We start from the raw sequence: 14156 nt of genomic DNA on the forward strand, positions 1-14156 counted from the left end.
ATGGCCTCCTTCAAAAGCTGCGCGGCAGCTCGAGCAGGTGCTCGGCCACATACGACAGGATCAGGTTGGTGGAAATTGGCGCCACCTGGTACAGCCGTGTCTCACGGAATTTGCGCTCCACGTCGTACTCGTTGGCGAAGCCGAACCCGCCGTGGGTCTGCAGGCAGGCGTTGGCCGCTTCCCACGATGCTTTGGCGGCCAGGTACTTGGCCATGTTGGCAGCGGCCCCTGCATTGGCGCCGCGATCGTATTCGGCGCAGGCCCGCCAGCGCATCAGGTCGGCAGCCTCCAGCTCAATGTGGGCTTCGGCAATGGGGAATTGCACCCCCTGGTTCTGGCCGATCGGGCGGCCGAACACCACCCGGTCGCGGGCGTACTGGCTGGCCTTTTCGACGAACCAGCGTCCGTCACCGATGCATTCGGCTGCGATCAGCGTACGCTCGGCATTCAGGCCGTCGAGGATGTAACGGAACCCCTTGCCCTCCTCTCCGATCAGGCTGCTGGCAGGAATACGCAAGTTATCGAAGAACAGCTCGTTGGTTTCGTGATTGACCATGTTGGCGATCGGCTGCACGGTCAGGCCATTGCCGATAGCCGTGCGCAGATCCACCAGGAAGATGGACATGCCCTCTGACTTGCGCTTGACCTCGGCCAGCGGGGTGGTACGCGCTAGCAGGATCATCAGGTCCGAATGCTGGATGCGCGAGATCCACACTTTCTGCCCGTTGATCACGTAGTCATCGCCCTGGCGCACGGCTGTGGTCTTGAGCTGCGTGGTGTCGGTGCCCGTGGTGGGCTCGGTAACCCCCATTGATTGCAGGCGCAACTCACCACTGGCCAGCTTGGGCAGGTAATGACGTTTCTGTTCTTCGCTGCCATGGCGAAGCAGGGTAAACATGTTGTACATCTGCCCGTGAATGGTTCCGGAATTGCCACCACAGCGGTTCACTTCTTCCAGTATCACCGATGCCTCGGCCAGCCCCAGCCCTGAACCTCCGTAGGCCTCGGGGATCATCGCCGACAACCAGCCGGCGTCTGTCATGGCCTTGACGAAGGCCTCGGGGAATGCTTTGTGCTCGTCCAGTGTGCGCCAGTATTCGCCAGGAAATTCGGCGCACAAGGCGCGCACGCCTTCGCGGATGGCGTTGAGGTCATCGCTGTCGTAGCTGTGCATGGCAGGCTTCTCTACGGTGCTTGAAAATGGTCAGTCGAAAGTGACATCGGCGCTTTGCGCCACGCCTGCGGCGTTGCCGGCCCACAGGCGCGCCTTGCCCGGGCCATCCAGGGAACCGCTGAGCTGGAAAGGTGCAGGTAGGGTCAGCGGGCGCAAGCTGCGATAGCGGTAGTGGCGCAAGCGGGTACCGGGGTTGGCACGCAGAAACGCCCGCAAGTTGAGCGTGGCAACCAGCGGGCCATGTACCACCAGGTCCGGGTAACCCTCGGTTGCAGTGACGTAGGGGTAGTCGTAATGAATGCGATGCCCATTGAAGGTGACCGCCGAGTAGCGGAACAGCAAGGTCGGGGTGGGCGTGACGGTCTCGGCCCAGGTGCCCGTTTCGCAGGGCGCGTCGGTGCTCGCCTTGGGCGGCGCCGGCTCGCGGTAGACGATGTCCTGTTCCTCACGAATGCACAGCTGGCCGTGCTGGGTGTAGTCATGGCGCACCGTCACGAACAACAGTGCCCCGCTGCGCCCCTGCTTCTCCTGGATATGCAGGATGGTCGAGGTGCGTTGCGCTTCGCCGCCGACGATCAATGGCGCTATGAACTCGACACGGCCGCCGGCCCACATGCGGTTGCGCCCGTCGGCCGGCGGCAGGAAACCACCGCGTGCGGGGTGCCCGTCCATGCCCAGTTGCGCTTCGGGTACAGGGTCCTGGAAGAAACACCAGGTCCACAGGGGCGGCAGTGCCTCGCCATGGGCAGGTGCCGGTTCGCTGAACGTTGCCGCGATACGTTGCACAAGGTTGCGGCTAAGCACATCCCAGGCTTCTTCGGTGCGACCGAGCCAGGGGCTGTAGTCAAAGGGCGTAGTGGGCATGGGGGCCTCTGGAATTATTGTTATGGCGGGCCGCTTGCGAAGCGTCATCGACGCTGCGCTTGCGACTGACACGATCATGCGACCCGAGCACGCATTCTGTGAATTTGCATTTCCATAACCCGGCGTTCATAAATACCGAACGCCTCCTCAACCCGGGACTTGCCCATGCACTTCGATCTGGCCGACCTGCGCCTGTTCATTCACATCGGCGAATCGCCTAGCCTGACCCAGGGTGCGCGCCGCGCCCATCTCTCCCCGGCTGCCGCCAGTGCACGCATCAAGGCGCTGGAAGCGCAGCTCGACACGCGCCTGCTGTACCGGGACAGCCGCGGCGTCGAGCTGACACCGGCTGGCCTTACGCTGCTCACGCATGCGCGCCTGGTAATGCGACAGGTCGATTACCTGAAGGCGGAGTTCACCCAATTCGGTGGCGATTCGGCTGGGCATATCCGCATCTTCGCCAACACCACCGCGGTGACCGAATTTCTTCCCGAAGTGTTGGCAGGCTTTCTGGCGCAACGGCCTGGGGTCACGGTCGACCTGCAGGAGCGCCTGTCCCGCGATATCGTGCGAGGTGTGCTGGATGGCAGCACCGACATGGGCATCATCGCCGGCCCGGTAGAGGCCAGCGGCCTGCAAGTGATGCACTTCAGCACTGACCGGCTTGTGCTGATCGTGCCTGCCGGGCATGAGTTGGCCGGTCGCCGCCAGATAACCTTGAAACAGACACTGGCCTACCAGCACATTGGTCTGCATGACGGCAGCACCTTGCTGACCTTTTTGCGCGATCAGGTCGAGCGCATGGGTGAAACCCTGGGCCTGCGCATCCAGCTATCGGGCTTCGAAGCCATCTGCCGCATGGTCGAAGCTGGCGTTGGCATCGGCATCATTCCCGAGTCCTCGGCATCGCGCCACAGCCACACCATGAACCTGGTGACCATCGCGCTCGACGAGCCCTGGGCCGAACGGGAACGCAGCATTCTGGTGAGGGAGCTGGAGGCGCTGCCGGGTACGGTGCGGGCGTTGATCAAGACCTTGATGCCTGCAACCGGTGGCGGCGCCAACACTGACGGGCAGCGGCTGGATGCTGCAGATACTTACCAGCTATAACTCACCCGCGCCGTAACCTCACGCGCCGGGTTGTAATAGTCCGCCGTGCCCGCCCCCACGACATGCTGCTCATCGAACAGGTTGCTCACGTTCAATGCCAGGTCAGTGCCCTTGGCGATGCGGTACTTCAGCGCCGCATCGAACAACGTAGTGCCATCGGTCTTCTTGGTATTGGCCGCGTCCATGTAGTAAGCCCCCACATACCGCGCACCCAGCCCGACACTCACGTCGGTGTCCGGGATGTCGTAGTAGGTCCAGAGCGAGGCAGAATGCTTCGGCGCCGTGGCGAAAGCGTTGCCCTTCAGTGATGTGCCGTCGTACAGCGAGCCGCGCTTCACGTCGGTGTCCATGTACGAATAGGCGCCAATCACGCTGATATCAGCCGTCACCTGGGCCTTGGCTTCAAGGTCCAGGCCACGTGCGTGGGACTCGCCAACGGTTTGCTGCTCGATGATGCCGCTGGGCAGTACCACGGCGATGGTGACGTTTTCCTGAGTCAGGTCGTATACCGCAGCGGAGAACATCGCGTCCATGCCAATCGGCGAATACTTCACGCCCACTTCGTACTGCTTGCCGGTTTGTGGGGTCACGCCAACCTGGGGCGGTGAGACCGACTCCACCATGCTGACGTAGGTGGACACCTCGTCGTTGACGATATAGGTCAGCGCGGCGCGATACGAGGTTTCCGACAGGTTGTCACTTTGCTTGACGGCACCGCCCACGTATTCGGTGCTGGACACGTCCATGGCATCGTTGCGCACACCCGCTGTGGCGATCACACGGTCGTAGAACGACAGGTTCTGCTGCATGAACACGGCCTTGGTGGTCACGTCCTGCTTCTTGCGGCTGTAAGGGGCGATGTTGCGAGGCACGCCAGTGAACACCGGGTTGGCGATATCGATGGGGGTGGCCAGGCTGTAGATCGAACTTTGCTTCGTGGAAGAATCGAGATACTCGACCCCAACCAGGCTGCTGCTGTCGATGTGCTCGAACTGCGCATCGTACTGCAGCATCAGGTTGCCGTTGAGCTGGTCGGCGTCACTGTCGGTGCCGAATACATAGCGTGGAATGGTGGTACCCACCCGCGACGCGCTGTCGCTGAGATAGGCATAGCCAAAATCGTCGCTCAGCTCGCTGTAGCGCAGGTTGCCGCGCAAGGTGAAGCCGTTGTCGAAGTCATGGGTGATGTTGCCGCTGAGGCTGGTGCGCTCGACGTCATGGAAGTTGTAGCTGGGCTCGCCAAAGAACTTGCTGCGGTCGTATTGCTTGTCCAGCGGGTAACCACCGCTGTTGGGGGAGCTGTTGGTTTTCAGGTAATCCAGCACCACGGTGGCCGACGTGAAGTCCGTGGGCGCCCAGGTCAGCCCACCCATGACGAAGCGGCTGTCGTCCTGCGAATGGTCGTATTCGCGGTCACTGTTCTGCAGCTTGGCCGTGAAGCGGCCGGCGACGGTGCCGCCTTCATTGAGCACATCACCCACATCGATGCCGGTTTCGGCATGGTCATAGGAACCGTAGGTGGCATAACCCTGGCCAAACTGCTCGAAACGGGGCTGCTTGGTGACGAAGTTCACCGAGCCCCCGGGGTCTGCCGGGCCGAACAAAGTGGAGTTGGCACCGCGCAAGATCTCGATGCGCTCGTAGGCGTAAGGGTCTTCACGCACACCGCGCATGGAGCTCAGCGTCAGGCCATCGCGATATGTGGTGGCCTGGAAGCCGCGGATCTGGAAGTAGTCGTTGCGGTCGTCGGAGCCGTAGAAATCGCTGATGACACCCGGTGTGTACAGCAGCGCTTCTTCCGTGGTGCTGACGCTGCGCTGCTCCATCTCCTTGCGGGTCACCACCGAAACGGACGCCGGCGTGTTGAGGATGCTGGTTGCAACCTTGCCACCCACCCACAGCTCCTTGGCCACCACCGAGTTGGTATCGTCATCGGCGCTGGCTTTGACCTTGGCGTTGATGATGACGGGCGCCAGGCGATAATCCTCGGTCGCGCCGATCTCCAGTGGGCCGGCAGGCCGGGCCTGCGGGATGATTCGATAAGCAGTGGGGCCCTGCTGCTCCGGCTGCAGGTCGGTGCCCTGCAACAGCGAAGACAACGCTGCCGCTGTACCCAGCGCCCCCTGCACGCCCTGGGTGTTGCGGTCGGCAAGGGCCTGGGCATCGAACGAGACGCTCACGCCGGCCTCGCGGGCGAAACGGTCCAGGGCGGGGGCCAGTGGGCCGGCAGGGATGCTCCATTGTTTGAGGGGGCTGTTCTGGTCAGCAGCAGCGGGTTGAGCCCACGATGGTAATGCGTAGCTGCTGACCACCATGCCAAGCAGGGCAGCCTTCAAGGCGCGGTTCAAGGGATGGCGCAGTGAAACCGGGGTAGAACTCATTTTCTCGCTCCGTTACGAGGTCGGCGGGCTGGCCTGTATTCCGGCCTTCCCTACCTGCCGAACGAGAATGAGAAAACACCTCATTTATTTTCAAAAAAAATTAAACCGCCTGCTGTCACGCCTTGCTAACCGCCTGCCGCACCTTGCCCAGCAACTCGCTCATCTTGAAGGGCTTGAGCAACATGTCCATGCCATCCCCCAAAAACGCCTGACGGTCCAGCGCGGCGTCGGCGTAACCGGTCATGAACAGCACGGGCAACTCGGGCCGGTAGCCTCGGGCAAGGTCTGCCAGTTCACGCCCGTTCAGGGTGGGCAGGCCGACATCCGTCAGCATCAGGTCCAGGTGGGCATCGGACTGCAAATGGGCCAAGGCCTCCTCGATACTGGCGGCCAGCGTGCAACGGTAGCCCGCATCCCCCAGCGCCTCGGCCACCGACAGGCGCACGGCCGTCATGTCTTCGACAATCAGCACATGCTCACCACTGCCCGGCTGGTCCTGGGCAGCCTCACGCTGCACATGCACGGCCGCCTGTGCACTGGCGGGCAACATCAAGGTGACCTCGGTGCCCTGCCCCACCACGCTGCTCAGCACCACGTGGCCACCGGATTGCCTGGCGAAGCCGTAAATGGTCGACAGCCCCAGGCCGGTGCCCTGGCCCAGCGGCTTGGTGGTGAAGAACGGGTCGAAGACCTTTTCCAGCAGTTCGGCGTCGATACCGGTGCCGTTGTCCCGTACGCTAACCGCCACATAGGGCCCGTCCACCAGGTTGGGGTTGCCCTGGGACCAGCGGGCACAGGTGTCGACCCAGATATGCCCGCCCTTGGGCAGCGCGTCACGGGCGTTGATGACCAGATTGAGCACGGCGCTTTCCAGCTGCACCGGGTCAACCAGGGCAATTGCAGGCTGGTTGGAAAGGTTGAGCGTGAGGGTGATGCGCTCGCCGACCGTGCGGGTAATCAATTCTTCCAGCGAACGTACGTGGCGGTTGACGTCTATTGGCCGGGTGTCGAGCGGCTGCTGGCGGGCGAAAGCCAGCAGGCGATGGGTGAGCGACGCAGCACTGGTGGCGGAACTCAGCGCTGCCTCGGCGTAGCGGATGACCTTTTCAGGCCGGTTCTCGGCCACGCGTTTGCAGATCAGTTCAAGGCTGGTGATGATGCCGGTCAGCAGGTTGTTGAAGTCGTGGGCGATACCGCCGGTAAGGCTGCCCAAGGCGTCCATCTTTTGCAGCTGCAGCAATTGCGCCTCGGTACGCTCGCGCACCGCCACCTCCCGTGCGAGCTGGCTGGTGGCATCGTCCAGCTGGGCCAGGTGCGAACGCTCACGGTGGCGGTGTTCGGTGATGTCCTCGACGAACACCAGGCACAGCCCCGGCGCCTGGTAGGGCGACAGCTGCCATTCGGTCTCGCGCACATGGCCGTGCAACTGCATGCTCAAGGTGCCTTTCCAGCGTTCGCCGGCCAGCAGGTGTTCACGCAGGCTGGCCAGGGCCGCCTCCTGCCCGTCGGCAAAGCACTCGCGCAGTTGCACCGGGTCGTGGTTGTCCTGGGTGAGGTGAATGAACGCCTGGTTGCACTCGTGCACTTTCAGGTCGGCGTCCATTACCGCGATAGGCGCCGACACGCCGGTGAATATCTCGCGAAAGCGTGCCTCGCTCTGGCGCAGGGCACGTTCGGCATCGCGTACCCGCAGCAGGGTACGCAAGGTGGCCAGCAGCACGTCCGGGTCTACCGGGTGGGTGAGGTAGGCATCGGCACCCGCATTCAGCCCGGTAATGATGTCGCCGCTCTGGATGGACGCCGCAGACACATGAATCACAGGCAACAAAGCGGTGCGCACGTCCTGGCGCAGCAGCCGGACAATGTCGAAGCCGCTCATGTCCGGCAGGTTCACATCCAGAATCAGCGCATCGACGTGGCCTTCGCGAATCAACGCCAGCCCTTGTGCACCTGTGCCCGCCTCGAGTACCTCATAGCCGTGCACCGCCAGGCGCCTGCGCAGTGCGTAGCGGGTGGCAACGTTGTCATCGACGATCAGCAGGCGCACATCAGCACTCATCCAGGTTCTCCTGGGCCAAAGCCAGCGGGATAACCACAGAGAAGCACGAGCCTTTGCCCGGCTCACTGTGCACACTCACCTGACCGCCCAGCAGCATTGCAAAGCGTTTGCACAACGACAGGCCCAGGCCGGTGCCGCGCAGGCGTTTCTGCAGCGGCGAATCGAGCTGGGCGAAGTCTTCGAACAGCGTGTCCAGCAACTCCGGCGCGATACCAATGCCGGTATCGGTCACGGAAAAGCACACACTGCCTTCGCCGTGCAGGCTCGCTGAAACCCGTACCTCACCACGGGAGGTAAATTTCAATGCGTTGGAAATGAAATTGCGCAAAATCTGGGCAAGTTTCTTGTCGTCGGTATACAGCTGCGGCAGGCCCGCCGGCTCTTCGAATATAAGGTCCACCGCCGACCCATCGACAATGGGCCGGAACATCCCACGCAGAGCGGCAAACAGGTCGAACATGTCGAACCACGCGGGCGAGATGGTGATGCGACCCGCCTCGATCTTGGCCAGGTCCAGCAAGTCGTCGACCATGTCGGACAGCTCACGCGTGGCGTTGCTGATGAAGGCCACCTGACGGTGCTGCTCTGCCGACAGCGGCCCGTCCAGTTCGTCGGTCAGCAGGCCGGTGATGCTCAGGATGGAACCCAGCGGCGTGCGAAACTCATGGCTCATGTAGGCCAGAAAGCGGCTTTTCAGGTCAGAGGCCTGGCGCAGTTGCTCGGCTTGGGTGTCCAGCTCGGCATACAGCGCCAGCACGCCCTGGTTGGTTTCATCCAGCTCGCTACGCAGCGCGTCGTTTTCGGCCTGCAGCCGGGTGACCAGAGTTGGGTCAGACATGCACAGCCTCCAGGTCGATCACCAGCACGGTCACATCATCCCGGCCACGGCAGAAGTCGCGGTGCAGCACAGCCGCGATCACCGCCGGGTGGCGATGCACCAGGCCAGGGTAATCCTGAAGGTTCCAACGGGACTGCAGGCCGTCGCTGTACATGATCAACACATTTCCGTTCAGATCAGCGTAGTCGAATACTTGGGTTTTTCTGAATTGCCCGCCCACGATCCCGGGCAGCGACGCCAGGCCGCGTTGCTGCGTACCGGCGACCAGGCATGCACCGATATTGCCGATACCCGTGAAGGCAAGGCGGTTGGACGCGCCGTTGTATTGAGCCACCGCCACGGCGCCACCCCGAGTACCGGACATGGCATGGTGCAGCGCCTGCAGCTGTTGCAACGGCTCGGCAAAAGGCGCGCTGGCAAACACCGTAGCGCCGGTCAGGGCCGCCGCCTCGGCTTCACGGCCGTGGCCCAGGCCGTCGATCACCAGCGCACTGACCTGCTGGCCATCGACGGTCAGGTACCAGGTGTCGCCACAGGCCGGGTCGCCATGCAGCGCATGCTGGGTTGCCCCCCAGCGCTGGTCGGCAGCCACGTCGTGCTTGCTATACAGACGGGCAAGCACCACCGCCCCGCGTGTATCGGCATGCACATCGAACACTTGAGCCAGGCGCGCAACAGCGCCCATGCCGATACCTTGGGTGCCTGCAGACGAGTAGCCGTCGGCCAGGCACGCCTGGGCGTCGAAGCCCTGGGCGCGGTCCACGGTGAGCACTTCAATACCGTAGCGGCCACCTTCACGCGGCAACACCCGCAGGTGCAGCTCGCCGTGGCCTGCATGTTTGAGCACATTGCTGCACAGCTCGGTGGTTACCAGTGCAACGCGCCCGGCGTCCTGTTCATCGAAGCCGTGGTCTTCGCCCAGCTTCTGCGCAATGCGCCGGGCATGGCCGACATCACTCGGGTCGGCCAATGGCACCACCCGCGTCACAGTGGCAGCGATGCTCAAGCCCATCGAGTGATCGTCACGCGCGTGCCCTGGCCAGGGGCTGTGTCCAGCTCGAACTCGTCGACCAAACGCCTGGCGCCGGTCAGGCCAAGGCCCAGGCCGCCCCCGGATGTCCAGCCATCGGTCAACGCCAGGTTGATGTCGGGGATCCCCGGGCCTTCATCGCGGAACAGCAGACGCAGGCCGGTGCGCCCATAGTTGTCCAGAATCTGCCAGTCCATGTCGCCGCCGCCGCCATACACCACGGTGTTGCGCGCCAGTTCGCTGACAGCAGTCACCAGCTTGGTCAGGTCGACCAGGCGCATGCCGCACTCCCCGGCCAGCTTGCGCGCCAGCTGGCGTGCGAGCACCACATCCTGTTCGATACGCACCGGCAGGCTGCCGCTGTCGCGCACGTTCATGTGCGCTCCAGACGTTGACGCAGCACCTGCATGCCGCGCTCCACGTTCAACGCCGTGCTCACGCCCGGTAGGGTCAGCCCCAGTTCCACCAGCGTGATGGCAACCGCCGGCTGCATGCCCACCACCATGGTTTCGGCATCCAGAATGCGCGAGAGCCCGGAGATGCTGGCGATCATGCGCCCGATGAAGGAGTCGACCATGTCCAGCGCCGAGATGTCGATCAATACACCCCGCGCCGAAATGCGGCTGATACGCTCGGTAAGGTCTTCTTGCAGCGTCAGTGCCAGCTGGTCGTGCATGTCTACCTGGATGGTGACCAGCAGAAACTCGCCCATCTGCAGGATCGGTATACGCTCCATGAGCCTATACCCGCTGGCCGAGATCGCCGCCCACGCGGGTCAAGGCCAGTTTCAGGGCGTCGGACAGGTTGGCTTTGGTGGTCAGGGTGCCAAGGTCCAGGCCCAGGTGCACGATGGTCTGGGCGATTTGTGGGCGGATGCCACTGATGATGCAGTCAGCGCCCATCAGGCGGATAGCGGTAACGGTCTTGAGCAGGTGTTGCGCCACCAGCGTGTCGACGGTCGGCACACCGGTGATGTCGATGATGGCAATTTCTGAACCGGTGTCGACGATGCGCTGCAGCAGCGACTCCATCACCGTCTGGCTGCGTTGTGAATCGAGTGTGCCGATCAGGGGCAGCGCCAGTACGCCATCCCACAGCTTTACCACCGGGGTAGACAGCTCAAGCAGTTCTTCCTGCTGGCGACGGATCACGGTTTCACGGGAAGCCTGATAGGTACGGATGGTGTGCATGCCCATGCTGTCGAGCAGCTCGGAGATCAGCCACAGTTGCTCGGCCAGGGTCGCCGGGTCGTCCCGGTAATGGGCCTGCAACAGGGCGAACAACGGCCCCTTCAGCGCAAAGATGAAATACACCGTCTGGTGTGAGTCATGGCCCAGTTGCGCGCGGGTGGACGAAAGCTTTTCCAGGAAGCGGCGTACGGCATCCCACCCTGCACCAGCCAGGTTGTTGCCGCTACCACTCTGCAGGCCTTCGCTGAGCAGTTGCAGGAACTCGCGGGTCTCCTGTTTCAGCACCTGCTCCTTGAGGTTGCGCGTGGCACCGTTGGCTTCCAGGCTCGCAATCCATTGCTCAAGCAACTGTTCCTGGTTGCTGTTGATCGCGTCCAACGTACTGCCTTGCAGTGCTGCCATGTACCTGAGCTCCTGTAGCGAAAGCCGTCGCCTTCACGTGATGACCGGTGTTTTGTGAATGACATTTACCGGCCGAAATAGTTGTATTTGCGGCGCATTTAATTGCATTACGCGAGCCGTGGATAGCCCCTAGGGCAGCGATGGAAAAAAAAGCCTGCAAGGCTTGAAGGCTCAGCTGCGGGGGGCGTGCAAAAGCCAGTGATGGGATGTACATTCCATGCCACGCGTATTAAAAATGTTTTTTTAATAACCGCTGTTCGATATGAATACGGCTCAGAAGGAACTGATACATGAAAACCGCACGTGTACTCCTGCCACTGCTCATAAGCCTGGCAAGCCATACCGTAGTCGCCGAGAACCTTGATCAGGATGCAGCCAATGCCCGAATAGGCCAGGTGCTGACCTGCAAGCGCGCCATCTCACCCGGCCAGTTCGCCGAGCTGGTCACGGCAGCCAAGGGTAAGGCTGTGGTGCAGGCCTCCGAATTGTCGGACGCCGAATACACCGTCCCCAAGCCTGTCGAGGTTTTTGGCCGCCCGATCACACGGCTGTCAGTGCACGACGCAGGTGACGGCGAGGGTGACTTCAATGAGTACACGGGCCAGTTCAATGGCGAAAGCCTGCAGACCGTCGCCAAGCTGGGGAATATCGCTCAGGACGATCTAGGCCATTACACGAAAGAAGTCGGTAAGCACGACCTGAGCTTACGTGCGGAGGGTGGCAGCGCTGTTATCAGTTGCGCTAATAACAAACGCTAAGCACTGGGGGCGACTCAGTCCCTGCGCAGTCCGAGAACATGTTCACGCAGGGCATCGCCCACCTCACCAATAAAACGTCCATAGAATGATTTGCCCAGCCTCAAGATGGGTGAGCCACTGAGTGAATCTGCCGCTGCATCGACGCCAATAGCACCGGTTTCTTCAGCCAGATTCAGCATGTTACTGGCATGCAGGGACTCATCACAGGGCTGCTGGTGGCACGTGGAGATCAGGTACTCCATCGCTGCCTCTTCCAGTGCTTGATACAGGTGAGTGGCCAGCGCGATCAAGGTTTCACGAATCAGCCCTGGGTCTACTTCCTGCGCTTCCAGCAACGCAAGCGCACGGGTGTCGGCCAGCGCCAGGAAATCGGCGTGCGTGTAGCCTGGCATCGGCGCAAACACGCCCTTTGGCAACTCCTCGGCACTGGCGGGCGATTCAGCAGGGCTAAAGCTGTCTTGCATGGGGGCCTCCTTGGACGGGTATGGACTACGGGCAGGACAACTGCCTGCAGCGCGCATCTTGCACTTAAATGGGTTGCTCTGCACGCTCACGCTGTATGGCAGGCGACGTTGCATAGCTTCCAACCAATAGCCCTGCCGACAAACTCAACCCTTATAAAAAAGCGGGGCCGCAGAGCGGCCCCAGTCAATCCCGATTATCCCGCCAAGTAGAGGCGCTCACCCCACGGTACGCGCGCCAACTGGTTGCGCCTGACCCCGTGTGGTCACAATACCCAGGAAGGAAATCACGATCGCCAACCCCAAGGTCGAACTCACTTCAACCCGGTGCTCAGGCGTGTACATCATCACCGCCAGCGCTGCAGCGATGAAGATGATCACCGCCCAGGTCAGCCACGGGAACAGCCACATGCGGAATTTCAGCTCGGTGTTCTCGCGCTCCAGCCGACGGCGCATCCGCAGTTGGGAGATGGCGATCACCATGTACACCAGCAGCGCAATGGCGCCGGAACTGGCCAGCAAAAACTCGAACACGCCCTTGGGTGCGAAGTAGTTGAGCACCGCAATGGCGGCACCGATCAGCGTGCTGCCGAACACCGCAGCCCGTGGTACACCGACCTTGGAGGTATTTTTCAGCATGGCCGGTGCATCACCGCGCTTGGCCAGCGAGTACATCATGCGCGAGGCGATGTAGATGGAGGAGTTCATGCAACTGGTGACTGCCACCAGCACCACCAGGTCGACCATGAATGCAGCGTTGGGGATATTCATGATTTCCAGCGCACGCTGGTACGAACCCACTACCGCCAGTTGCGGGTCATTCCACGGCACTACCGAGATGATCACGAAGATCGACAGGATGTAGAAGGTGCTGATACGCCAGATCACCGAGCGGGTGGCCTTGGCGATGTTGCGCGAAGGGTCGCTGGACTCGGACGCCGCGATGGTCACCGCCTCGGTACCGATGAAGCTGAACATCACGGTGATGAAGGCACCGACCACAGCCGCCCAGCCTTTGGGGGCAAAGCCGCCGTGCTCATTGATCAGCCCGCTGAGGCCACTGACTTCACGGTTGGGCAACCAGCCCATCAGCGCTGCGAAACCGAGGCCGATAAAGCCCAGGATGGCCGTGACCTTGAGGATGGCGAACCAGAATTCGAACTCGCCGTACTTGGCCACGCTGAACAGGTTGGTGCCGGCCAGCAACAGCACCGAGGCCAGGGCGAAGATCCAGCTGTCTACCTGAGGGAACCAGGCATTGAGCACGTGCCCCGCAGCCAGGGCTTCGATGGGAATCACCAGTACCCAGAACCACCAGTACAGCCAACCGATGGTATAGCCGGCCCAACGGCCAATGGCCTGTTCGGCATAGGTGGAGAAAGAGCCGGTGTCGGGGTGCGCTACGGCCATTTCGCCGAGCATGCGCATGACCAGTACCACCAGGGTTCCGGCCACAAAATAGGAAACTATGGTTGCTGGCCCGGCCGCCGCGATGGCGTGACCCGAGCCGACGAAGAGTCCGGCGCCGATAATGCCCGCGATGGACAGCATCGTTACATGACGTGGCTTGAAACCTTGTGCAAGGTTGCCATCAGATCCCACGGTGTTCATTGATGTTGTTCTCTTTTTGCTGACACAAGGATGGACGGGCAGGCGTAGGCGAAAAAGGCTCCTTGGGATTCGGGGTGAAGGCAGGTTGCTAGCGCTCTGTTGTTGATGTGTGCAGCGCATCAAATGCAACGTGCCGGTGCGGTTCGGGCTTCATTTAAGCCCCGCAAGCATGTGGGAAATTACACGAGAACGCCTCGGAACTGTTCGATCACGACAGCGCTTTTCCAGCAACGCCAAATGTCGCGATTGGCATATCCGATCGCGCCACCGGGCCAAGC

General features: G+C 61.9%; 13 protein-coding genes. 2 read left to right on the forward strand and 11 right to left on the reverse strand.

Annotated features, from left to right (window positions below; all coding sequences use genetic code 11):
- Window positions 1-10: 10 nt before the first annotated feature.
- Together APH25_RS08845 and APH25_RS08850 are read right to left on the reverse strand one after the other, a co-directional pair.
- Window positions 11-1174: an acyl-CoA dehydrogenase family protein gene (locus APH25_RS08845; protein WP_060481652.1), complete on the reverse strand. Its 1164-nt coding sequence runs from the start codon at window positions 1172-1174 to the stop codon at window positions 11-13.
- Window positions 1175-1204: 30 nt separating this feature from the next.
- Entirely contained in the window at window positions 1205-2038 is an 834-nt protein-coding gene (locus APH25_RS08850; protein WP_060481653.1) for a MaoC family dehydratase N-terminal domain-containing protein, read from the reverse strand.
- 165 nt (window positions 2039-2203) lie between these two features.
- Between APH25_RS08850 and APH25_RS08855 the strand changes: the two genes are divergently transcribed.
- The gene (locus APH25_RS08855) at window positions 2204-3148 is read left to right on the forward strand and encodes a LysR family transcriptional regulator (protein WP_060481654.1); all 945 of its coding nucleotides are present in this window, start codon (window positions 2204-2206) and stop codon (window positions 3146-3148) included.
- Here APH25_RS08855 and APH25_RS08860 read toward each other — a convergent pair.
- The 7 genes from APH25_RS08860 to APH25_RS08890 all read right to left on the reverse strand — a co-directional run bounded on the left by APH25_RS08860 (window position 3136) and on the right by APH25_RS08890 (window position 11048).
- Window positions 3136-5529 (reverse strand): TonB-dependent siderophore receptor, encoded by a 2394-nt coding sequence (locus APH25_RS08860; protein WP_060481655.1) that lies wholly within the window; start codon window positions 5527-5529, stop codon window positions 3136-3138. The genes APH25_RS08855 and APH25_RS08860 overlap by 13 nt on opposite strands.
- 115 nt (window positions 5530-5644) lie before the next feature.
- Window positions 5645-7588 (reverse strand): response regulator, encoded by a 1944-nt coding sequence (locus APH25_RS08865; protein WP_060481656.1) that lies wholly within the window; start codon window positions 7586-7588, stop codon window positions 5645-5647.
- Window positions 7578-8426: a sensor histidine kinase KdpD gene (locus APH25_RS08870; protein ID WP_060481657.1), complete on the reverse strand. Its 849-nt coding sequence runs from the start codon at window positions 8424-8426 to the stop codon at window positions 7578-7580. Before APH25_RS08870 ends, APH25_RS08865 begins: the two co-directional genes overlap by 11 nt.
- Window positions 8419-9438 (reverse strand): ATP-binding protein, encoded by a 1020-nt coding sequence (locus tag APH25_RS08875; RefSeq protein ID WP_177331161.1) that lies wholly within the window; start codon window positions 9436-9438, stop codon window positions 8419-8421. Before APH25_RS08875 ends, APH25_RS08870 begins: the two co-directional genes overlap by 8 nt.
- Window positions 9429-9833, reverse strand: coding sequence for an anti-sigma regulatory factor (locus tag APH25_RS08880; RefSeq protein WP_028632662.1), 405 nt, complete (start codon window positions 9831-9833; stop codon window positions 9429-9431). Before APH25_RS08880 ends, APH25_RS08875 begins: the two co-directional genes overlap by 10 nt.
- Entirely contained in the window at window positions 9830-10192 is a 363-nt protein-coding gene (locus APH25_RS08885) for an STAS domain-containing protein (protein ID WP_028632663.1), read from the reverse strand. Before APH25_RS08885 ends, APH25_RS08880 begins: the two co-directional genes overlap by 4 nt.
- 4 nt (window positions 10193-10196) lie before the next feature.
- Window positions 10197-11048 carry an STAS domain-containing protein gene (locus tag APH25_RS08890; protein WP_060481658.1) on the reverse strand — a complete coding sequence of 284 codons (852 nt, stop codon included), beginning with the start codon at window positions 11046-11048 and terminating at the stop codon, window positions 10197-10199.
- A 290-nt stretch (window positions 11049-11338) separates the two neighbouring features.
- Between APH25_RS08890 and APH25_RS08895 the strand changes: the two genes are divergently transcribed.
- Window positions 11339-11806 carry a hypothetical protein gene (locus APH25_RS08895; RefSeq protein ID WP_060481659.1) on the forward strand — a complete coding sequence of 156 codons (468 nt, stop codon included), beginning with the start codon at window positions 11339-11341 and terminating at the stop codon, window positions 11804-11806.
- Window positions 11807-11820: 14 nt separating this feature from the next.
- On the opposite strand, the gene APH25_RS08900 is transcribed toward APH25_RS08895, so the two are convergent.
- Together APH25_RS08900 and APH25_RS08905 are read right to left on the reverse strand one after the other, a co-directional pair.
- Complete coding sequence (locus APH25_RS08900; RefSeq protein WP_060481660.1) at window positions 11821-12270, reverse strand: hypothetical protein; 450 nt, start codon at window positions 12268-12270, stop codon at window positions 11821-11823.
- Window positions 12271-12486: 216 nt separating this feature from the next.
- Window positions 12487-13878 (reverse strand): amino acid permease, encoded by a 1392-nt coding sequence (locus tag APH25_RS08905; RefSeq protein ID WP_060481661.1) that lies wholly within the window; start codon window positions 13876-13878, stop codon window positions 12487-12489.
- Window positions 13879-14156 lie beyond the last annotated feature (278 nt).

This window comes from Pseudomonas sp. NBRC 111119 (assembly GCF_001320125.1).
Taxonomy (GTDB): Bacteria; Pseudomonadota; Gammaproteobacteria; order Pseudomonadales; family Pseudomonadaceae; genus Aquipseudomonas; species Aquipseudomonas parafulva.